Source organism: Anaerolineae bacterium (genome assembly GCA_013178015.1).
In the GTDB taxonomy this organism is placed as follows: domain Bacteria; phylum Chloroflexota; class Anaerolineae; order DRVO01; family DRVO01; genus Ch71.
In genome coordinates this window covers 38,315-59,550 of sequence record JABLXR010000007.1, presented here as the reverse complement: position 1 = coordinate 59,550, position 21,236 = coordinate 38,315, and the positions used below count along the sequence as shown (strand labels likewise).

General features: G+C 65.6%; 17 protein-coding genes. 16 read left to right on the top strand and 1 reads right to left on the bottom strand.

What is annotated here, in order from left to right; translation table 11 throughout:
* Positions 1 to 74: 74 nt before the first annotated feature.
* The 6 genes from HPY83_03790 to HPY83_03765 all read left to right on the top strand — a co-directional run bounded on the left by HPY83_03790 (position 75) and on the right by HPY83_03765 (position 7,798).
* On the top strand, positions 75 to 1,205 hold the full coding sequence (locus HPY83_03790; protein NPV07072.1) for a hypothetical protein: 1,131 nt from the start codon (positions 75 to 77) through the stop codon (positions 1,203 to 1,205).
* 114 nt (positions 1,206 to 1,319) lie between these two features.
* Complete coding sequence (locus HPY83_03785; protein NPV07071.1) at positions 1,320 to 2,420, top strand: hypothetical protein; 1,101 nt, start codon at positions 1,320 to 1,322, stop codon at positions 2,418 to 2,420.
* Between the two features lie 312 nt (positions 2,421 to 2,732).
* Positions 2,733 to 3,560, top strand: coding sequence for a sugar phosphate isomerase/epimerase (locus tag HPY83_03780; GenBank protein ID NPV07070.1), 828 nt, complete (start codon positions 2,733 to 2,735; stop codon positions 3,558 to 3,560).
* Between the two features lie 111 nt (positions 3,561 to 3,671).
* Positions 3,672 to 4,523 (top strand): PIG-L family deacetylase, encoded by an 852-nt coding sequence (locus HPY83_03775; GenBank protein NPV07069.1) that lies wholly within the window; start codon positions 3,672 to 3,674, stop codon positions 4,521 to 4,523.
* 4 nt (positions 4,524 to 4,527) lie between these two features.
* Positions 4,528 to 5,565, top strand: a complete 1,038-nt coding sequence (locus HPY83_03770) for a Gfo/Idh/MocA family oxidoreductase (GenBank protein NPV07068.1) — start codon at positions 4,528 to 4,530, stop codon at positions 5,563 to 5,565.
* A gap of 49 nt (positions 5,566 to 5,614) precedes the next feature.
* Complete coding sequence (locus HPY83_03765) at positions 5,615 to 7,798, top strand: response regulator (protein NPV07067.1); 2,184 nt, start codon at positions 5,615 to 5,617, stop codon at positions 7,796 to 7,798.
* Here HPY83_03765 and HPY83_03760 read toward each other — a convergent pair.
* The gene (locus HPY83_03760; protein ID NPV07066.1) at positions 7,725 to 8,906 is read right to left on the bottom strand and encodes a response regulator; all 1,182 of its coding nucleotides are present in this window, start codon (positions 8,904 to 8,906) and stop codon (positions 7,725 to 7,727) included. The two genes, HPY83_03765 and HPY83_03760, sit on opposite strands and share 74 nt — an antisense overlap.
* A gap of 172 nt (positions 8,907 to 9,078) precedes the next feature.
* On the opposite strand from HPY83_03760, the gene HPY83_03755 reads away from it, so the two are divergent.
* The 10 genes from HPY83_03755 (at position 9,079) to HPY83_03710 (ending at position 21,151) form a co-directional block, all read left to right on the top strand.
* Positions 9,079 to 10,497 carry an FAD-dependent oxidoreductase gene (locus HPY83_03755; protein ID NPV07065.1) on the top strand — a complete coding sequence of 473 codons (1,419 nt, stop codon included), beginning with the start codon at positions 9,079 to 9,081 and terminating at the stop codon, positions 10,495 to 10,497.
* Positions 10,498 to 10,519: 22 nt separating this feature from the next.
* Positions 10,520 to 11,635: an exo-alpha-sialidase gene (locus HPY83_03750; GenBank protein ID NPV07064.1), complete on the top strand. Its 1,116-nt coding sequence runs from the start codon at positions 10,520 to 10,522 to the stop codon at positions 11,633 to 11,635.
* Between the two features lie 180 nt (positions 11,636 to 11,815).
* Entirely contained in the window at positions 11,816 to 13,195 is a 1,380-nt protein-coding gene (locus HPY83_03745; GenBank protein NPV07063.1) for an extracellular solute-binding protein, read from the top strand.
* Between the two features lie 117 nt (positions 13,196 to 13,312).
* Positions 13,313 to 14,230, top strand: a complete 918-nt coding sequence (locus HPY83_03740) for a sugar ABC transporter permease (protein ID NPV07062.1) — start codon at positions 13,313 to 13,315, stop codon at positions 14,228 to 14,230.
* Positions 14,231 to 14,274: 44 nt separating this feature from the next.
* Positions 14,275 to 15,165 carry a carbohydrate ABC transporter permease gene (locus HPY83_03735; protein ID NPV07061.1) on the top strand — a complete coding sequence of 297 codons (891 nt, stop codon included), beginning with the start codon at positions 14,275 to 14,277 and terminating at the stop codon, positions 15,163 to 15,165.
* 90 nt (positions 15,166 to 15,255) lie between these two features.
* Positions 15,256 to 16,638 (top strand): hypothetical protein, encoded by a 1,383-nt coding sequence (locus HPY83_03730; protein ID NPV07060.1) that lies wholly within the window; start codon positions 15,256 to 15,258, stop codon positions 16,636 to 16,638.
* Positions 16,639 to 16,660: 22 nt separating this feature from the next.
* Positions 16,661 to 17,713: a hypothetical protein gene (locus tag HPY83_03725; GenBank protein NPV07059.1), complete on the top strand. Its 1,053-nt coding sequence runs from the start codon at positions 16,661 to 16,663 to the stop codon at positions 17,711 to 17,713.
* A 264-nt stretch (positions 17,714 to 17,977) separates the two neighbouring features.
* Positions 17,978 to 19,054, top strand: coding sequence for a Gfo/Idh/MocA family oxidoreductase (locus tag HPY83_03720; protein ID NPV07058.1), 1,077 nt, complete (start codon positions 17,978 to 17,980; stop codon positions 19,052 to 19,054).
* Positions 19,047 to 20,396, top strand: a complete 1,350-nt coding sequence (gene larA, locus HPY83_03715) for a nickel-dependent lactate racemase (protein ID NPV07057.1) — start codon at positions 19,047 to 19,049, stop codon at positions 20,394 to 20,396. The genes HPY83_03720 and larA overlap by 8 nt, the downstream gene beginning before the upstream one ends.
* Positions 20,393 to 21,151: a hypothetical protein gene (locus HPY83_03710; GenBank protein ID NPV07056.1), complete on the top strand. Its 759-nt coding sequence runs from the start codon at positions 20,393 to 20,395 to the stop codon at positions 21,149 to 21,151. The genes larA and HPY83_03710 overlap by 4 nt, the downstream gene beginning before the upstream one ends.
* Positions 21,152 to 21,236 lie beyond the last annotated feature (85 nt).

Below are 21,236 nucleotides of genomic sequence, written 5' to 3'. Positions count from 1 at the left end.
CTTTGCCCGAAGCCAGCTTCGCCCCTGTTGAGCCGGGGTGGTGGGCAGCAGCTCTAGATCGCCACGGAGTTCCCATGACCGACGATCCCATCATTGACTACGCCGACATAGACCAACGGCGCCGGGCCCTCTACGAGGGGTTCGACGCCTACTTCACCCGGCGCTGCCACCAGGCCTTCGACACCCGGGTGGAACGCTGGGACCGGCACTACGGCAGCATCCCCGAATACGAGCGCTCTATGGAGCCCATGCGGGCCCGCTTCGCCGCCATGATCGGCTACGGTGGCCAGCCCGATTGCGACCCCCAACCCCGGTGGGAAGACCTGGGCCAGACCGAGCGCTTCTCCCTGAAACGGCTCTGGCTGCAGGTCTTGCCGGAGGTGTGGGAGGATGCGCTGTTCCTTATCCCTCACGGCTCCGGCCCGCGCCCTCTGGTGGTGGCGCAGCACGGCTTGTGCGGCACCCCAGAAGAGGCCTGCGGCTTCGTGGTGGATGCCATCAGGCCGGACTACAGCTACCACCGCATGGGCATCCGCCTGGCGGAGCGGGGCTTCGTCGTGCTGGCGCCGCATATGGTTGGGGGCTTCGGCACCGACGAGGGAGGAGCCCGGTACGTGCCTGCCCTGGGCGATCAGGAATGGGCCCGGGCCCGTACCCAGCTCTACCGCAAGGCCTACCTCATTGGCGAGCGCCTCATCGGCACCGAGTTCATGTGCACCTCCCGGCTGCTGGACTACGTGTCCACCCTTCCCGAAGTAGATCCCAATCGGATCGGGTTCTACGGGTTGAGCCAGGGTGGCCAAAGCGCTCTCTTCTTCCCCGCGGTAGACACCCGCATCAAGGCGAGCGTGTCCTCGGCCTTCTTTCAGCGGCGCATCGGCAAGATGATTGACTATGACTACCCTCGCACCCCGTACGTCAAGACCTTCGAGGAAGACAAGTTCTTCGCCGGCTGGCTCAAGTACTTCGATGACTCCGACGTGGTGAGCCTGATCTGCCCCCGCGCCTTCGCCGCCGAGACCGGCCGGCAGGACGGAGCGGTGTGGTACGAGGCCTCGCGCGCCGCTTACGAGGATGCCCGCGAGCACTACCGCCGGCTGGGCATCGAGGATAGGATCGCCTATCTCGAGCACGACGGGGGCCACGTGGCGCGGGGAGTCGAAAGCCTCGATTTCCTGGCCCGGTACCTCAGTCTGGCGGGGTAGGGGAGGACCACTGCGTCCGCCCTTTGCACCACGCAGGTGCGGTGCCCTGCCCTACCGATCCCAGGCAGCGGTACCCGCCCGCGGTGAATGACGCCTTGGGAGGCTGACAAGCCAATGAGCATGACCTCACGAGAGCGCTTCCGCGCCATCACCCGGTTCCAGATGCCCGATCGGGTTCCCCTTTGGGACCTGGAGGGCATCACTGAGCAGGCCGTCCGGCGCTGGTGCACGGAGGGGTTCCCCTGGGGCCGGGACATCCGGGAGTACGTGGGCTTCGACGGCAACACCTTCGTTCCCATCCACACCGGTCCCATCCCCGCCTTCGTTCAGCGCACCTTGTCGTCGGACGAGGAGTGGACGACGTACAGGGACGAGTTTGGCTTCACCGTCCGCCGGCTCAAGGCTCAGACGGTGGCCCCCACGGTGTATGTGTATCTCAAAGGGTCGGTGGAGACGCGGGAAGACTGGGAGGCGATGAAGCGTCGCTACGACCCCGCCGACGTAAGGCGGCTGCCCCTGAGTTGGGGGCCGGAGCTATTCGAGGCCTATCGCACTGGCGGGAGTGCGGTGGGGCTGAGCATGATGTGGGGGCCGGGGCGGGGGCCCAAGAACGGCTACATGCTGGGGTTGGAGAGGTTCCTGGCCGCCCTTCACGATGAACCCGCCTTCGTGCACGACATCTTCGACTTTTGGGCCGAGTTCACCATAGCGTTGTGGGGGCCGGTGGTAGAGAGGGTGCCGGTAGACTACGTGGTGCTCAACGAGGATGGGTTGGCGTACAAGACCTCCAGCCTGATCGGGCCGGAGACGTACCGGCGCTTCTGGAAGCCCTACGTGGGGAGGGTGATCGAGCACCTGCGGGGCAAGGGGGTGGAGGTGTTTTCGTTCTACACCAGCGGCAACATCGAGCCCCTGATCCCGGTGCTGTTGGAGACGGGCTTCAACCTGTTCGGGCCCTTGGAGGTAGCGGCGGGGATGGACGCGGCGAAGCTGCGGCGGGAGTACGGGCGCGACGTGCTCTTGTATGGCAACATCTCGCGCCAGGCGCTGATGGACGGGCCCGAGGCGGTGGAGCGGGAGGTGATGGGGAAGGTCCCCTGGCTGATGGAGCAGGGGGGCTACATTCCAGCGGTGGACGACATGATCCTGCCCGACATCTCGTTTCGCTCCTTCATGCGCTACGTGGAGCTGATAAGGGAGATGAAGCTCTCCTGACGTTGCGCCCCTGGGCAGGAAGTTCACTTGGGGCGCCCGCAGCCTGAAGAGGGCAGCTTTACTGTCCCACTGCATTGACAGGAGCAAGGCCTAGCCAACGCATCGCAGACGACGCATCGCGGCGTCTCTTCCCCCATGCCGGGTCGGGGTCGGCACGACTCCCGCCCGGCTTTCGCTTCTGCGTCGGACCGCTCGGGGCCAGGCTACTGAACGCAGAGGGCGGCCTGAGGCGTTGGGCGTCGCGGCCCAAGTGCGCTAAGCTCGACCCACAGGGGCCGAACGGGGCCAACTCTGAGGCACGAGAGGGATGCAATGAAGAAGGGTATCTGCCATGCCTGCTTCCCTGACACCGTTGCTCTGGACGCCCGGCTGGATCTGGCGCAACGGGCCGGGTTCGACGGCTATGAGCTGATCGTGGAGCGGCCGGGCGAGGGCGAGCTGCACGCCGACAGCACCGGAGCCGATCTCCGGGACATTGCCCGCCGCGTGGCCGCTCACGGCATGGAGATCTGCTCCATGTTCGGCAGTCCTTACACCAACCAGTTCCCCATCACCAGTCCGGACCCAGAGCTGTGGGAGCGGGGCATCCGGGCGTTGGAGAGGATGCTGGAGATCGCCAATGGGCTCGAAGTGAGCACGCTGCTCTACGTAGCGGGCCGGGTGGCCGAGGACATGCCCTACGATACCGCCTACGACCGGGCGCTGGAGGCGTTGCGTCGGGTGGCGCCGCGGGCGGAAGAGCTGGGGGTCTTCATCTGCGTGGAGAACGTGGGCAATCGCTTCCTGCAAAGCCCGCTGGAGATGCGGGACTTCATCCTGGCGGCGGGCAGCGATCACGTGCGGGCCTACTTCGACGTGGGCAACGTCCTGCACCTGGGACAGGGGTGGCCGCAGCAGTGGCTGCGCATCCTGGGCCCCGTCCTGCGGCAGATACACGTGAAGGACGTGAAGATCGGTCCTCGCGGACAGGCGGCGGTGATGCTGCTCCAGGGAGACGTTGACTGGCCGGCCGTCTTGAGCGCTTGCCGGGAAGTGGGCTACGATGGATACCTGGTGGCCGAGGTGGGGGCATACCGGCACTATCCCGAACGCACGCCTTTCGACATCTCGGCGGCGATGGACGTGATGCGTGATGCGTGATACGTGATACGTGATGCGTGATACGTGATACGTAAGCGGCACTGGCTGTCACGTATCACGCATCACGTGTCACGTGTCACGTATCACGTATCACGCAGCAACATGGAGGCAATCATGCCGAACACCCTGCGGGTGCTCGCCATCGGGGCCCATCCCGACGACTGCGACTATCGGTTCGGCGGTTGTGCCACCAAGTATGTGCGGTTGGGGCACCAGGTGAAGTTCGTCTCCCTGACCAACGGCGACGGGGGTCACTACCGGGAGGGAGGAGGGCCGCTGGCCCGACGCCGCTATCAGGAGGCCCAGCGGGTGGCCCAGATCGCGGGCATCGAGTACCAGTTGCTCGATCTCCACGATGCCGAGCTGATCCCGTCCCTGGAGAACCGTTGGGTAGTGGTGAACGTGATCCGGGAGTTCCGGCCCGATCTCGTGGTGACCAACCGGCCCAACGACTACCACCCCGACCACCGCTACACCTCCCAACTGGTGCAGGATGCTGCTTACACGGTGACCATCCCTAACGTTCAGGCCCTTACGCCTCATCTGCGGTATAACCCGGTCATCGCTTACTGGAGCGACAGCTTCACCCGACCCTATCCCCACACGCCCGACGTGGCTGTGAGCATTGATGACGTGGTGGAGAACAAGATAGACATGTTGGACAGCCACGTGTCCCAGTTCTACGAATGGCTGCCCTACAATCACGGCGCTCTGGAGCAGATGCCGGAAGGCCGGGAGGCAAGACGCCAGTGGATGGCGGCCCAACGTCTGGGCATGATGGCCCGGGAGGCCGACCGCTGTCGCGACCTGCTGAAGCGCCTGTATGGAGACGAGGCGGGCGCTCGAGTCCGGTACGCCGAGTCGTTCGAGTTCGGGGAGTACGGCGGTCAGGTGACCGAGGAGACGCTAGGGGAGCTCTTTCCCTTCTTCGGAGAGCAGTACCCCATGGGACGGGGAGGCTAGCACGATGGGTAAGCTTCGAGTAGGCGTGTTGGGACTGACCCACGATCACGTGTGGGGCAATCTGGCCGATCTGCAGTCCTCGGACCTGGGGGAACTGGTGGCAGTGGCTGACCCCAACCAACCCCTGCTGGACCGGGTCCGCAGCGAGCATGGCGTGGGCACTTTCGACTCGTACGAGGCGATGCTCGAGGAGAGCGAGCTGGACGCCGTCTACGTCTACGCCGACAATGCCGGCTCGGTGGAGCTGGTGGAGATGGCGGCTGATCGAGGGCTCCACGCGCTGGTGGAGAAGCCCATGGCTGCCGACCTGCTGGGTGCCGACCGCATGATAGCCGCCTGCCGCAGGGCCGGCACCCAACTGATGGTGAACTGGCCCTTCGCCTGGTGGCCAGCGCTCCAGCATGCGCTGAGCCTGGCTCAGTCCGGGCGAATCGGACGACCGTTCTGCACCCGCTACCGGGCCGCCCACGCTGGCCCCAAGGAGCTCGGGTGCTCGCCCTATTTCTGCGACTGGCTGTATGATCCCGCCCGGAACGGGGCAGGAGCTCTCATGGACTACTGCTCCTACGGCTCCGCCCTGGCTCGCTACCTCCTGGGACAGCCCAGCCGGGTGACGGGGATCGTGGGCAGGCTGGTCAAAGACTACGTACTGGTGGACGACAACGCCGTCATCGTCATGGAGTGGCCGAAGGCCATGGCGCTGGCGGAGGCCTCTTGGAGCCAGATCGGCCACCTGACCTCCTACGTGACTGTCATCTACGGCACCGAGGGCACTCTGGTAGTGGAGCCCGGAAAGCAGGGCCGCGTCCTTTTGGCGGACCAAGAGCACGACGAGGGAGTGGAGGTGAAAGTACCTCCGCTGCCGGAGGATGAAGCCAGCGCGACGGCCTACTTCCTGAGTCGTCTGGCGCGAGGAGAGCCCATCGTCGGCCTCTGCAGCGCCGAGGTCGGTCGGGACGCGCAGGAGATACTGGAAGCGGGGCTGCAGTCGTCCGCCACCGGCAGCGCCATCTCGCTTCCGCTACCCATGGCGTACGCCTGACGGAGGGTAGCAGGGCCGGTGGCGGGGGTGAGGCCAGGGGAGGAGAGCGATGACGGGGCAGGATCGTTGGGACGAGAGCCGTCGGGGTCTCGCCCTCAAGCTCGGGCTGTCGCTCGCCGGGTTGGGCTGGTTGCGGCTGTTCGTGGAGCTGGGTGACCGGGAGCTGGATCTAGCCCTGGTGGGCCTGCTCCTTACGGTCGGTATAGCTCTGCCGTTGATTGCCCTGTACTCGCGCCCACCGGCCACCGTCGGAGCCCTGGCTCAGGTGGGACTGCTCCTGGCGGTGGTCCTGGTATGCCAGGGACCCCTCGGGTATGGAGAGGCACTTCCCTTTCTGGCGTTGCCGCTCTTGCTGAGCCTATTCCTGCTGCCGGCCTGGCTCGCTGTGCCCGCGGCGGTGGGGATGTCGCTCCTGCCCCTAATTCTGAGCGGGAGCCTGGTGCCGGTCGGTCGGGAGAGCTCAACGCTGTTGCTGGCCTCGGTGGGGATGGTGGGGCTTCTCCAGGCCTCTACCGGCAGGTCGCTTCTGTTCGAGGCCTGGGGCCAGACGGAGCAACTGAACGTTCTGGCGCGGGAGGTGCGGCTGCGTCAGGAGGAGGTCAACCGGCTGAACAAGGCGCTGCGGGTCTCCAATGGGCTGCTGAAGCGCAGCCTCAACGAGCTAGGGCAGGCACAGCGCGAGGCCCAGGAGGCCCGGCAGCTCAAGGAGCAGTTCGCCACCACGGTCAGTCACGAGCTGCGCACTCCACTCAACATAATATTGGGCTTCGTGGAGGTGATGCAGCGCTATCCGGAGGTCTATGCCGGCGCCGTATGGACCCCCGCCCTCAGGAGGGACGTCATCGAGATCCAGCGCAGCGCCCGCTACCTGTCGGAGCTGATTGACGACGTGCTGGACCTGGCCCGGCTGCAGGCTCTCAAGATGCCTGTCCGGCGCGAGCACGTGGATCTGCGGGTGATCGTCGAGGAGGCTATCGAGGTGGCCTCCCGATTGCTGGCCGACAGGGGAGAGGTTCGCCTTGTGCGGCACGTCCCGTCCGATCTGCCTGAGCTTTTCATTGACAGGACGCGTATCCGCCAGGTGCTACTCAACCTCCTGGCGAACGCCTGCCGCTTCACCGAAAAGGGGGAGATAACGGTGGCGGTCATGGTTCAGGCGGACGAGGTAGTGGTGTCCGTCGCCGATACTGGGCCCGGGATCCCGCCGGAGGAGTCGGAGCGCATCTTCGAGGAGTTCGAGCAGGCGGATACGGGCGATGAGGACGGGCTCCGCCGCCTGGGCAAGGGCTTGGGCCTGGCCATAGCCAAGCGGTTTGTGCAGATGCACGGCGGGCGCGTATGGGTGGAGAGCGCGCTGGGGGAGGGGAGCACTTTCTTCTTTACTCTGCCGCTGGAGGAGAAGCAGGTGGTCCGGCTTCCGGAAGCGGGGGCTGACGGGCTGCCGAGGGACGAGCGCGTGCCCACGGTCGTGCTGGTGGACGAACCCGAGGGGCGCGCCTTCCTGTCGCGCCATCTCGAGGGCTACCGGATCGTGGGTGCTACTGACCTGCTGGAGGCCAGGAAGCTAGTCCGGCAAGAGCATCCCGACGCCGTGATCGTCAACGTGCCACCGGAGCCGGCGGACGCGCCCCACGGCGCACCTCCGCCCTTCGTGAGCGAACCGGTGCCGGTAGTGCAGTGCTCCTTGCCCGTGAGCCACAACTACGTGGAGGGCGAGCTGTTCGACGACTGGTTAGTGAAGCCCATCGGTGACGACAGGCTGGCGGGGGCTCTGGAGCGAGTGGCCAGGGCAGGCACGCTACTCATTGTGGATGACGACCCGTCCTTCGTCCGTCTGGTGAGAAGGCTGCTGGAGGTGCAGCGAGCGCCCTACCGGGTGATCTGGGCCCACGGCGGGCAGGAGGCGCTGGAGAAGGTCAGAGGCGAACCGGTTGACGTAGTCCTTCTGGACATTGCCTTGCCCGACCTGGGCGGCCACTCGGTGGCCCGCATCATCAGGCAGGAGATGGGCGAGCGGAGCCCGGCCATTGTGGCCGTGACGGCGATACAGCCGGGCATGGAGGGCTCCGGACGTCAAGCGCGCAGCTTCTCCGTTACCTCGGCGGCGGGCCTGTCGGAAGACGACACCCTCACCCTGATCCGTGCCTGCTTGACGCAACTCAAGCCGGCCTACTTGCCGGAGCTGCCTGCGCCAGAGCGGCTAGCAGTTGAGGACGGGTCACAGGCTTGGTGAGGTAGCCGGTAGCGCCCAGGGCGGCGGCCAGCTCTGGGTCGCTGAGCACCGAGCATACGATGACCGGAACCTCCGCCGTAAGAGGGTTCAGCCGCACTGCCTGCAGGACGCTCCAGCCGTCGGTCTCGGGCATCATGATGTCTAGGATGATGGCTGCGGCCCGGTGAGCCACCGCCAGACCGGTGACCAGGCCTGGCCTCTCGGCCAGCACCGGCTTCCACCCCGTGCCTTCGAGGTAGCGGCCGTAAAGGGCGCAAGCGCCCGGGCTGTCTTCTACCACCAGCACTACCCTCTCCGGGTTGAGGGGGAAGTGCATCTGCAGGATGGCATCCTCGCCTTCGGCCGATAGGCGGTAGCCTATCCTCTGTACCTGAAGCAGCTGGCTGGCAGGCCCCGCCAGTTCGCGGCGCAGGATGCCAGGCCTCTGACGTACCCGGAAGCTGAGGCAAGCGAGCTTGTGGTCGGAAGTGAGCGACACATGCACCGGGCCACTGGTCTGAAGTAACGCGCTGAGCACCTGGGCGATGAGGGAGCGCAGAAGGCCCGGCGTGCCCCTGATCGGTAGCCCCGTGGTGGGGCCCTCGTACTCGAGGGTGGTATCCAGGCGCTCGGCCAGAGCGTCCAGGGCAGCCACGGAAGAGGCCACCGCCTCCGCCAGGTCCATCGCCTGAGCCCCGGAGGCGGCCGCCTCCAGCTCCTGCGAGAGGGGCGAGCTGGGGCGCGGGTCCGGCGCATCCTGGCCGGAGAGCCGGGAGCTGAGCAGCTCGGCCAGCCTCTCCTCTCCCCAGCGCAGGTCCCGGTAGACCTGTCGCGGGCTCAGGTGCAGTTCGTAAGCGACGTCCTCTACTGACATGCCCGAGACGTACCTGTAGGTCAGGCAGTCGTAGGCGCGGGAGGCGGATGCGGAGGGTGACGGACCACCGGTGGGCCGCAAGGTCTCGAGCGCGTCCAGAAGGAGATCGCGCACTGCCTGTGCCCGCAGGACCACATCACCAACTTCGCGCGCGGCAACAATCTCCTGCGCCAGAGCGCACCGGGCGAGCTCCGTAGGGCTGTAGAGGCACAGGAGTGCCTCGTGAACCTCTTCGACCCCCAGCGATGCTCCCATGGTCGGGCACCTGCACCACAGAACCGACGGCGGATCCAGACTCATTGTCACCAGCCTGTCAGTGAACTGTCAAGCCATGGCGAGCCCAGCGCGCTACCATTGAGGCGCAGGTGGGAGTGACGACCAGCATAAGGGGCGCGAGCGCCCGCGTAACGAGTTCCGGAGGTGGACTGTGGAAGGTACTGTGGAGGTTACCAAGCGCGTACCGGTGGTGGCCGAGGTGGACGTCCTGGTGGCAGGCGCTGGCATCGCCGGCTGCTGCGCCGCCGTGGCTGCCGCGCGCAACGGGGCCCGGACCATGCTGGTGGACCGGTTCGGCATCCTGGGAGGCAACGTGGGGCCGGGGATGATGTCGGGAGGGGTGGTCCACCTGGCCCTAGGCTATCCCCAGGCAATGATGGGCGGGCTGAAGGGGATCCCGGGCGAGTTCCTCAATCGGTGCGAGGGCTATGCTGACGGACAGATGGGACACCAGCACCTGCGGGACTCGCAGGTGGCCTCGTACGTTTGGCTCAGGATGATGGAGGAGAACCGGGTCCGGCTGTTGCTCAACACCTACGTTGCCGATCCCATCATGGAAGGGAACCGGGTGGTGGGCGTGATGGTAGAGAACAAGTCGGGCTCCCAGGCCATCCTGGCCGGAGTGGTGATCGACGCCACGGCCGACGCTGACGTGGCGATGCGGGCCGGAGCGCCGGTAGACGAGGGCGAGAACTACGTCCACCCCGGCATGCACTTCACGGTGGCCGGGGTGGACACCGGCAGGTTCATGGGCTGGCTGCGAGGCGAGCATCGCATTGATCCACAGGACCTCGCCTGGGCCGAGGAGATCTTCACCCGGCACTTCGGCTCTCCCGTACCGCGGCTGAACCCGCTCATCCCCTTCTACAAGAGGGCCTGGGAGCTGGGGGAGTACTGGATCATCAAGGACATAGACGGCATCGCCAGCGTCAGCCTCGACCACGGCATCCCCCACTCGCCCAATGAGTACTTCGGCCCTCGGGATGGCCTGGTGAGCACCCAGGTGGGCCTGCGGGGCAAGGGCATCCGGAGCGGCGACCAGGCGATGATGAGCAGGCTGGAGGCGGGCTCGCGCCTGTACATCTTCGAGACGGCCCAGTTCCTGCGGCGCTACGTTCCCGGGTTCGAGCAGTCGTACCTGCTGGTGGTGTCGCCCTACTTCCACACCCGCGGCGGGCGGGGGATCGTGGCCGAGCACGCCACCACCATGGAGGACATGGCGGTCGGGCGTCGGTTCGACGACGTGATCTTCGTGCACTACCCCGATCAGCGTCAGCCGAGGGTGGAGGGCGGGGCGGACTTCCCCTACCGGCAGCTCCTGCCTCAGAAGGTGGAGGGGCTGCTGTGCGCTGGGCTCTCAGCCATCCTGCAGCCGCCCTCGATGAGGAACCGGTGGAAGTGCCTGATGATGGGGCAGGCGGCGGGCTTGGCGGCGGCCATGGCGGCCCGCGACGGGGTGACGCCGCGCGACATTGACATAAAGGAGCTGCAGCGCACCCTGGTGCACCGCTACCAGGCTTACCTGGGCGATGGGGAGAGGCTGCGGGAGTTAGGTGTGGCAGAGGCGTAGCCTGGGAGATGGGGGAAGCAGCGTGGAATGCTACTCCGTGGGCGAGACCGTCACGATATTCCGAGACGACCATATCTACGCCTCACACCCGGCCATCGAGGTCCTGGATAGTGGCGAATGGCTGGTGGCGTTCAACTACGTTCGCCGGCACCCGGAGCGCCTACATCCCCCGGAGGATCCCTTCTTTCGCAACGCCATCTGCCGCTCCGCCGACTGGGGGCGGTCGTGGGGGATGCCTGAGTTCGTGCCGAGCTTCGACTGGTACGGGGTGGAGTGCCCGGGCCTACGGCAGCTGAGGAGCGGAGAGGTGGTGTTGAGCCAGTTCCGCTTCGCTTGGTACCCCCTTGGGTTGGCGCGTCGTCGCAGAGAGGCGGGAGAGCGCATCGCCATCGCCTTGGAGCGGCGCCAGTTCACCGAGAAGTTCACGGACGCGGACTGGGAGCGCTCCTGCTACCCCTGGGCCCGGGGGTTCCACGGTCTCTACCTGCATTTCAGCTGCGATGGAGGCCGCACCTTCCAGCGTACGGTGCGGGTGGACACCAGTCCCTATCGGGACGGCTACACCCGCACCGGAGTGGTGGAGCTGTCCGACGGGCGTCTGGCCTACGCCCTGGAGGAGCATCCGTATCTGGAGCACAACTTCATCGTCTTCTCCCACGACGGCGGGCTCAGTTGGTCCCGGCCCACGCTCATCTGCGAGACCAAGGGCCTGATAGACGGGGAGCCCGATCTGCTCGAGGTGGCGCCCGGTCGGCTGCTTTGCGTCTTGCGCGATAGCCGCAACACCGGCTACCTGCACTTCTGTCGCTCCGACGATGGCGGCCGAACCTGGAGTGCGCCGGATAGATCGCGCCTGTTCGGGCACCCTGGGCATCTGCTAAAGCTCCGTGATGGGCGGATCGTCTGCACCTATGGGCGGCGCTCCCCTCCCTTCGGCATCCGAGCGTGCCTGAGCGAGGATGGTGGCCGCACGTGGCGGGTGGAGGACGAGCTTGTGGTCCGCGATGACTTGCCCAACGGCGATCTGGGGTACCCGGCTAGCATCGAGTACGCTCCTGGCAAGCTGTTCGTCTGCTACTACGGACAGGGGCAGGATGGGGTCACCGGTGTTCTTGGCACATACGTGAACCTCGGGTGAGGTCGGGAACAGACTAGAGGAAAGAGCCCTGCTCTTGTCACAAAGCTGTCAGCAGATTGGCGAGCAACCACTACCGGTGGGCTCTATACTGAGGTACAGGTGGTGGCGTGTGGTCTCCGTCCACCGCTGTACGGGGAATCTTTCGGGCCGAGCAGCGAGTACTTGATGGAGGTGCGAGAGATGGCACGGCAGAGTCTGTCGAGACGGAGCTTCTTGCGTGTAGCCGCTGTCGCGAGTGGGGGGGCCGCTCTGACTGCCTGCGCCGCCGCCACGCCCCAAGTGGTGGAAAAGGTGGTGGAGAAGGAGGTAACGCGTGTGGTAGAGGCGGCCGCCCCGACCGCAGTACCCGGCGCCGTTCCTCGGATCCGCTATCTCACAGACTGGTACGGAGGCGACCGGGGCGAGCTTACCTCTCAGTTCCTGGGCGAGTTCGCCGAGAAGTACGCCGATGTGGCCACAGTGGCTTACGAGCCCGCGCCTGAGGTGGGAGACCGTCTGCGGGTGGAGTTTGCCGCCGGCACGGCGCCGGACATCTTCCTCTGGTCGTTTGTGGAGACGCCTGAGTTCAGAGACTGGCTTTTGGACCTCAAGCCCTTCTTCGAGGTAGATCCGGACATCAACGAGCCGGACATCATCAAGCAGCACCCCATCTTCTACGAGAACGGGCAAATCCTGGCCCTGCCCTTCCAGGGACTCTTCTACGGGGAGGAGATCAACGTAGACTTGTTTGAGCAGGCGGGTCTGCCCATGCCCTGGGAGCACGACCACGCCGGCGACAAGTGGTGGAACTGGGATGACTGGGTAGAGGCGGCCGTTGCCATCAATAACCTTGGCGAGGACATCTACGGTTGCACCCTGGGCAACGACGTGGACGGCCCCAACTGGTTCCAGTGGGTCTATTCGAATGGCGGGAGCTACTGGAATCCGGACACCATGGAGACTACTCTGGCCAGCAACGAGGCCACCCTGGAAGCCATGCTCATGCTCAACAGACTCATGTGCGACCTCAAGGTGGCCATTCCCTTTGAGGACTACTCCGCCATGAGGGAGTCCCTGGGCATCAGCCCCGAGGCCGCTGGCATTGTGGGCATCCCGCGTCGGATGGAAGAGCGGGCCGCGGCGGCGGCAGGACTCAATGTGCATCGAGTGGGCATCGCCCGGGCCCCGCGCACCAAGAGCTTCATGAGCAACCACAACCACCAGCCCAACTGCATCTCGGCCAAGACGCCGTATCCAAAGGAGGCCTGGGAGTTGGGCAAGTACCTGGCCAGCTACGAGGTCCAGCTGGCCATCGGCCTGAACGGCACCTCGCAGCCTTGCCGACACTCGGTCATCGAGAGCCCGGAGTACTTCGCCAACCAGCCGGCCATCGCCAAGGAAGCTCTCATCGAGCAGACGCAGAAGGGCGACTTCTACCCCATCTTGAAGGGCTGGCACGAGTGGCGTAACGAGATCCGGCCCATCGTGGAACAGATACTGACGTGTGAGGGAGACCCGGTCGCGGTCCTGAAGGAAGCCGACGAGGTGGGCACGGAGATTCTGCGCCAGTACAACACCTAGGCATCCCTCCAGTGAGGGCGGTCTTCAGTTGCCAGAGGCCGCCCTCTAGGCCTTGGGCCCGGCCTCTGTCGCCGGGCGGACGGAGGTGGGGTGGACGTGTCCGCAGCTGAAGCTCCAATCAGGGAAGCGACGGTACCGCACCGAAGGGCGGGATGGTCGTCGAGCCGTCTCAGACGCGACCTGACCGGATGGGCTTTCATATCGCCCTGGGTGATCGGCTTCCTGGTCTTCACCGCCTTCCCATTTCTCGCTTCCATGTACCTCAGCCTCACCGAGTACAACCTGGCGTCCCCACCAAAGTTCGTCGGGCTGGAGAACTTCAGCTTCATGTTCCTGCGCGACCGGGTCTACTGGACCTCCATGCGGGTGACCTGGACCTACGCCGCCATCACCATACCTCTCGGCATGGTGCAGAGCGTGGCCATCGCTCTGCTTCTGAACCAGAGGATCCGGGGGATAGCGTTTTTCCGCACCGCTTTCTACGTGCCAGGCATGATCAGCAGCGTGGGCTGGATGCTGGTGTGGACCTATCTCCTGGCCAAGAACGGGGCCATCAACTGGGCGCTGGCCCTGATAGGCGTAGAAGGGCCGTCCTACCTGAACAGCACCACGTGGGCACTGCCGGCTCTGGCCCTCATGGGGCTCTTCAGCGTGGGGAGCGCCATGCTGATCATGCTGGCGGCGCTTCAGGGAGTACCCGAGCATCTCTACGAGGCGGTGGAGATAGACGGCGGAGGCGAGGTGGCCAAGTTCCGGCACGTGACTCTGCCCCAGATATCGCCGGCGCTGTTTTACAACCTGGTCATGAGCCTCATCGGGGTCCTGCAGAGCTGGCAGGCGGCCTACCTGATGACCGACGGTGGCCCAAGGCACGCCACCCTGTTCTATGGCCTCCACCTGTACCGCAATGCGTTCGAGTACTTCAAGATGGGCTACGCCAGCGCTCTGGGCTGGGTGGCGTTCATCATAGTGCTGGCACTCACTGGAGTGAACTTCCTCGCTTCCAAGTACTGGGTGTTCTACGAAGGAGGCTAGAGGGCAGTGCCTGCAGCCCAGGTCAGATTCCCGGAGGCTCGCCTATGACGGCGGTGTCCGCACCTAGAAGCAGCTACTTCGCCTCCAGGCGACGCAAGCAAAGGGTTCGCCAGATCTTGGCCTGGGCGGGGCTGATCGTAGGGTTCGCCTGGTTCATGTACCCGCTGCTCTGGACCGTCTCTGGTTCATTCAAGACCTACGCGGACTTCAACCGCATTCCCCCCGCGATCCTGCCCTCGGAGATTCGCTGGCAGAACTACCCCGATGCCTGGGTGAGGGTGCCCTTCTCCCGGTTTTACGTGAATACGATTATCATCACCGTCATCAACATCGTAGGCACCCTCCTGAGCTGTTCCCTGGTAGGCTACGGGTTCGCTCGACTCCAGTTCCGGGGACGAAGCCAGGCCTTCGCCCTCATGCTCAGCACCATGATGCTGCCCTGGTGGGTCACCCTCATCCCTACGTACATCATCTTCCGGCAGCTGCACTGGATCGATACCTGGCTTCCCCTCACGGTACCGGCCTTCTTTGGCTCCGCCAGCTCCATCTTCCTCATTCGTCAGTTCTTTCTGACGCTGCCTCGGGAGTTGGACGAGGCGGCAGAGCTGGACGGGTGCGGCAAGTTTGCCATCCTGTGGCGGGTGCTTCTGCCTCTCATGAAGCCAGTGCTGGCCACCATCGCCATCTTCACCTTCATCGGCAACTGGAACAGCTACTTACAGCCCCTCATCTACCTGCATCGGTCGGAGCTGTTCCCCATCTCCATCGGGCTTCAGTTCTTGCGCCAGGCAGTGTCCGCCACCGTCGGCGAGCCCATCCAGGGGCTGGTCATGGCGGCCACCGTGTTCACCTCCATGCCCCTGATCGTCATCTTCTTCCTGGGGCAGAACTACTTCGTCCGCGGCATCGCCCTCACTGGGCGCACCGGGACCTAGCCCTGAGACGGCCCGGCCCGATATCGGAGCGCCGCCGAGGAGGCCGGCGGTCCGTTCGCCTGACCTCACCACCACACCAGCGGAGGGACCATGGATCTTGCGAGAACTCAGCTCTTTGCCGACGACACCCTAATCGAGGAGACGTACCGGCTGGGACGCACCGTCCACCAGCCGGAGAAGTATTCCCAGCCCGTAATGGTGCCCGACCGTCCCTGGGAAGGGCTGGGGCTGTTTCTCTGGGGTACAGCCATGCGCGATTCAGACGGGGGAAGGTTCCGCATGTGGTATCAGACCCTCTCGCCGCTTAGCCAACCGGGAGGCGATCGCTTCGTCTGCTACGCCGAGAGCTCGGATGGCGTCAACTGGGAGAAGCCCAGCCTAGGCCTGGTCGAGTTCGACGGGTCGCGCGCCAACAACATCGTAGTTAGCCCCGGCCGCGCGCTGGACAGCCCCAGCGTGGTGTATGATCCCGAGGACGAGGACGGCGGCCGGCGGTACAAGATGATCTATCGCGCTGCCACCTCTGGGGCCGTGGGACTCTATGCTGCCTTCTCGGCCGACGGAGTGCGCTGGACCAGCCTCGAGGAGCCGGTGGCTCCTGGGCATGGGGATCGCACCAACGCCATGTTCACTCGCGACATGAACGGCAGGTTCGTGGTGCTGACACGCAAGCCCAACATGATGGCTGACTACAACACCCGCTGCGTCTACCGCATCGAAAGCGAAGACTTCGTCCATTGGAGCCCGCCTGAACTGGTGATGAAGCCGGACCTGGCCGACGGGCCTAACATGCAGTTCTACTCCATGACCGGGTTCGTGTACGGGGACCAGTACCTGGGAGTGCTGGAGCGGATGCACACCGTGCCCGACGTGCTAGACGAGGAGCTCACCGTTAGCCGCGATGGGCGAACCTGGCAGAGAGTGGACCGGGCCCAGACGTTCCTGTCGCGGGAGAAGGAATGGGAGGGGAACTGGGTGCACGTAGCCTCCAACCCGCCCATCGAGCACCGGGGACGGCTGTGGTGGTTCTACTGCGGGCGGCACTACCGACATGGTGCCCCCGTACCCCATCGCGAATCGCGTATCGGCCTGGCCACCTCGCGGGTCGATGGGTTCGTGTCCATCGAGGCGGGGCCAGAGGAGGGGCGGCTTTTGACCAGGCCTCTGCTGTGGCCGGGCGGCGACTTGGAGATCAACGCCGACACCCGCACCTCGCCGGTGGACTACTTCAGGACGTACCGGGGCACGGTGCGGGTGGCGGTACTGGACGAGGCGAGACGGACGCTCGACGGCTACGGCCTGGAGGAGTCGGTGCCCTTCGTAGGGGACACGGAGAGCCGCGATGGGAGGATGGACTACCACCGGCCCCAGTGGACTAGCGGCCGATCGCTGCGAGAGTTGGAGGGGCGCCGAGTGAGGTTGGCCTTCTATCTTAGGGACGCGCGCCTGTACTCGTTCCGGGCGGCCCGGTAGCCGACGGGCCAGGAGCACCTGTGTGAGCGAGTATCGTTACATGGTGGTGGACGTTTCGGGCTCGCCCAGGGAGATGGGTCGGCAGCACGGGGAGCAGCGGCGGGACATCATCGCTAGAGAAGCGCTTGAGGGCGTGGACCGGTTCGCCCGGACCAGGGGGCTGACGCGGGAAGCGGCGTTGCGGCTGGTAGGTAAGTTCGAAAGGCAGTACCATGACCTGGCCCCGCACCTGATCGAGGAGATGCAGGGAGTGGCGGAGGGAGCTGGGCTCAGCTTCCTGGAGGTGCTCTACCTGAACACCCGCTACGATCTGGGTAGCCTCATCGCCCAGTGCACCTCCTTCGGCGCCGGGGCGGACGTCACCGCGAGTGGCGGCACCATCGCGGGGCAGAACAAGGACACCGCCCCGGCCTCCGCCGACCGCATGTACCTGTTGCGCACCAACCCCACTCGCGGGGCCCGGGTGATGCTGCTCACCTACGCCGGGGAGGTGGGGCACATCGGCATGGGGAGCAGAGGCATCGCCGTGTTCGGCAACTCCCTGTACGTGCGGGAGCACCCCTTCGGGGGCACTCAGAACCTGGTGCGTCGGTTGATGGCCGAGCAGGAGAGCCTGGAGCAGTGCGAAGATATCCTCAAGCGCCTGGGCACCTCCGCTCCGGGGAACTGGATGGTGGCAGAGCGCGGGGGACGAGTGGCCGACTTCGAAGTGGTAGGCCGCCGCTATCGCCGGCTGGGAGGGGGTCGTGAGATCATCACCCACGCCAACCACATTGTTCACCCCGACCTTGTGGAGGAAGAGGTATACGAAAGTCGGGAGATCGAGTCGGTGCCTCGCTGCCAGAGGCTGAAGGAACTGCTGGAGGCGAAAGGCAGGAATCTGACTGCGGCGGATTGCTGCGAGTCTCTCAAGGACCATGCTCATGCCCCCCACTCGGTCTGCCGTCATGGGGGCAGCGTGCACGGCTCGGACATCCGGACTACCTCTTCGCTGGTGGCCGATCTGGCGGAGGGGGTGCTGTGGCTGGCCCGAGGCAACCCCTGTCTTCATGAGCATGTGCCCTTCAGCTTCTAGCGGGTGGAGACGTCCGCCATACTACACCGCGAGGCGAAGACGTGGTGCTATGCGAAGGATCATTACCCTGAGGAGATGGGCTCGGTTCTGCCCAGGGAACCTGGCGACGGGATGACTGCAGGCATCGAGTCACGTCTTTCCCTCCGACATGGTTCTCTTGCCTGGGTGGCAGAATAGCTCTATGCGGCCGAGCCGGTGCCTCGCGCTCGCGATCGCTCATGAGCTCGGTTTGCCGCAGGCTGGAGGCGCGGGAGAGGTGGATCAGTGAAGTCATCGCCAGATGCGGGGCTGACGCGATTCGCCGTGGTAGGCCTGGAGAACCTGCATGCAGACGGCTGGCTGCGGAGCATGCGCACCTTCGAGGACGTAGCCGTGGTGGCGGCCTGTCGAAACCGGCCCGAGGCTACGTTGCCGGTGCTGGGACAGCTGTACGGCGACGTCCCTTGTTTCGACGATCTGGATCGGCTATTGGAGACGGTGGAGTTCGAGGCCGCCCTGGTGCTGCTGAACGCCCGCTCCGCGCCGTCCGCTATGCTGGCCCTGGCCGAGGCGGGCAAGCACATGCTGGCCGAGAAGCCGGCTGCTCGATGCCCGGCGGAGTTGGTGCCGGTGGCGCAGGCCGTGAGCCGCAGGGGCCTGACTTTCTACCCCGGGTTCGTCACTCGGGCCAAGCAGGTGGCCAGAGACATGCGCCGTGTGGTGCGCGAGGGGTTGCTGGGGGAGCTCCTCACCGTACAAGCCTGCTTCTTCGCCTCACTGGTGGAGAAGCGGGGCCCGGAGCACGAGCTATTCCGGCGGGAGTTGACCGGTGGGGGCATTCTGCCGTGGCTGGGCGTCCATTACCTGGACCTGATGCGGTTCGTCACCGGCGGGAGACCGGAGTGGGTGAGCGCCGTGGCGGCCAACGTGGCCCGCCAGCCGGTTGACGTGGAGGACGTTGCTGTGCTTGCGCTGGGCTTCGAGGGCGGTATGCTGGGCAGCCTGCATACCGGCTACGTGATGACTCGAGAGCCCAAGCACCTCCTGTTCGCGCTGTACGGCAGTAGGGGATGGCTGCGCTGGGCCGGTGGCGGGGATACGCTGGAAGTGTGGAGCGAAGCGGACTCCTGGTTTCACTCTCCGGGCCGGACCATCGGCTATGCCGCCCCGGACGCACCGGGCTATGGGGGCACGGACGGCCAGTACTTCCTGCGCAGCTTCCTGCGGGCCATGCGGGGCGAGGAGCCGCCCCTGCTCGAGATCGGCGATCTGATGCAGACGCTGGAGATCATCGAGGGGGCCTACATGGCGGCCCGAGAGGGGAGCAGAATCAGGATTGGAGCGACGTTGGGGCATGACTGAGAGGAGAGTGATCCGATTGCCCTACGGTGGGGCAGGCATGGATGTGGTGGTGCCGGCGGAGAACCTGGCGGCGGTGCTGGAGCCACGACCGGTCTCTCCGGCATCGGATCCGGTGCGTGACATCGAGGAGGCGCTCGATCGGCCGATGGGCACTCCGCCAGTGGCCGAGTTGGCGCGGGGGCGGCGGAGTGCCATAGTGATATGCGACGATCTGACGCGCCCCACGCCAGCGTGGCTGGCGCTGCCGCCCGTCCTAGAGAGGCTGGAGAGGGCGGGAATCCCCCGCGGGGACATCCTGATCATGATGGCGCTGGGCACCCACCGGCCCATGACCCAGGCGGAGATGGAGCGCAAGGTCGGCCGTGAAGTCATGGCCCGCTATGAGGTCGTCAACTCTGAGTTCTGGCTGGAGGACAAGCTGCGCTTCCTGGGCGAAGTGGATCGGTTGCCCCTCTACGTGGACCGGCGGGTCATGGAAGCGGACCTGAAGCTGAGCATCGGCACGGTGCTCCCTCACCCGGCCGCCGGCTGGGGCGGCGGGGGCAAGATGATCTGCCCCGGAGTCGCCGGCGAACGCACGGTGCGGTCGCTGCATTACCTCCAGGGTGCCACTCCGCGCAACCTGTTCGGCGACGTCAGCAGCCCGGTGAGGGTGGCTATCGAGAAGTGGGCGGCCACCGTGGGCCTGGATTTCACCCTGAACCTGGTACTCACCGGCAAGGGCGAGGTGTACAGGGTCACCGGTGGCCACTACGTGCAGTCACACCGAGAGGCGGTCAACCTAGCTCTGGAGGTCATGGGGGCGCCGTTTCGCGAGCGCAGCGAGATCGTTATAGTGGATAGCCACCCAGCCGACCTGGACCTGTGGCAGGCGACCAAGGCACTGACGGCGGGCGATCTGGTAGCGGCCGACGGGGGAACGGTGGTGCTAGTCACTCCGTGCCCAGAGGGTGTGGGCCCACACGCGGAGCTGCCGGAGTACATAGGTGCTCCCGAGGTCGAGCCGCTGTTGGAGCGGATACGCCGGGGCGAGGTGGCCGAGCCAATTGCTGCTTCGGGCTCGGCCACTCTGGTGCGCCTGGCCCAGAGAGTCCGCTTCGGGCTGGTGTCTGGGGGCGTGGGACGGAGTGAGGCCGAGGCCATGCGGTTCGCCTTCTACTCACACGCTCAAGAGGCGGTGGACCGCCTGTTGAGGCAGTACGGTCCCCAGACACGGGTGACGATCATCCTCCAGGGAGCGGAGACACTGCCCCACCCGGCTCGCCACGAGACGCTGACCGGCTCGCTCGAGCGTGGGAGCACCGGCTATGGGGAATCCAGATACACGGGAGAGGCTACATGAAGGTGAACACGGCCAAGCGCAAGATGCAGGGAGGCAAGCCCGCGCTGGGCGCTGCCATCACTATGGGCACCCCGCTGGCGGGGGAGATCTACTCGCTGCAGGGGTGGGACTTCGTCCTGGTGGATTGCCAGCACGGGAACTGGTCCCTGGACACTACCACTGCCGCCTTCCGGTCTATCAGCCTGGGGCCGGCCATACCCATGGCCCGGGTGCGCGTGAACGAGTTCTACGCCATCGGCAGCCTCCTGGACCGAGGCGCCATGGGGTTGGTCATCCCCATGGTCAACAACGCCGAGTTGGCCCAGAAGGCGGCCTTCGCCGCCCGGTTCCCGCCTCGGGGCGGCCGCTCCCAGGGTGGCTTCGGCACCGGCTTCCACGGGGTCGCCAACTACGAGCGGTGGATTGACGAGGAGCTGTTCCTGGCGGTGCAGATCGAGACGGTGGAGGCCCTGGAGAATGTAGAAGCCATCCTGAGCGTGGAGGGTGTGGACGGCACCTGGATCGGCCCCGCAGACCTGGCCAATTCCCTCGGTCTGGACGTTTCCACCCCCTCGGGGAGACAGAAGCACGAGGACGCCGTGATGCGGGTCCTGGAGGCCTGCCACAAGACCGGCAAGATTCCCGGGATCGCGGGCGGCACGGCAGGCGAGCGCTGGCTGGAGAAGGGCTTTCTCTTCGTGACCTGTGCTGCCGACAGCGCCGCCATCAGGGATACGGGCAAGCAGACCCTGGAGTTCCTGAGCCAGTACCGATAGAAGGGAGTGCCGCGGCGCCTTCCCCAGGCAGGGCACATGGGCGGCCTCGGCTTGAGGCCCAGTCGGCTGCCTCATCTATGCCCTG

Bases quoted from the DNA above. Each gene is read 5' to 3' on its own strand.
- HPY83_03765 (NPV07067.1), top strand. From the start codon at position 5,615: ATGACGGGGCAGGATCGTTGGGACGAGAGCCGTCGGGGTCTCGCCCTC.
- HPY83_03710 (NPV07056.1), top strand. From the start codon at position 20,393: ATGAAGGTGAACACGGCCAAGCGCAAGATGCAGGGAGGCAAGCCCGCG.
- HPY83_03745 (NPV07063.1), top strand. From the start codon at position 11,816: ATGGCACGGCAGAGTCTGTCGAGACGGAGCTTCTTGCGTGTAGCCGCT.
- HPY83_03790 (NPV07072.1), top strand. From the start codon at position 75: ATGACCGACGATCCCATCATTGACTACGCCGACATAGACCAACGGCGC.
- larA (NPV07057.1), top strand. From the start codon at position 19,047: ATGACTGAGAGGAGAGTGATCCGATTGCCCTACGGTGGGGCAGGCATG.
- HPY83_03780 (NPV07070.1), top strand. From the start codon at position 2,733: ATGAAGAAGGGTATCTGCCATGCCTGCTTCCCTGACACCGTTGCTCTG.
- HPY83_03735 (NPV07061.1), top strand. From the start codon at position 14,275: ATGACGGCGGTGTCCGCACCTAGAAGCAGCTACTTCGCCTCCAGGCGA.
- HPY83_03770 (NPV07068.1), top strand. From the start codon at position 4,528: ATGGGTAAGCTTCGAGTAGGCGTGTTGGGACTGACCCACGATCACGTG.
- HPY83_03785 (NPV07071.1), top strand. From the start codon at position 1,320: ATGAGCATGACCTCACGAGAGCGCTTCCGCGCCATCACCCGGTTCCAG.
- HPY83_03730 (NPV07060.1), top strand. From the start codon at position 15,256: ATGGATCTTGCGAGAACTCAGCTCTTTGCCGACGACACCCTAATCGAG.
- HPY83_03760 (NPV07066.1), bottom strand. From the start codon at position 8,906: ATGGGAGCATCGCTGGGGGTCGAAGAGGTTCACGAGGCACTCCTGTGC.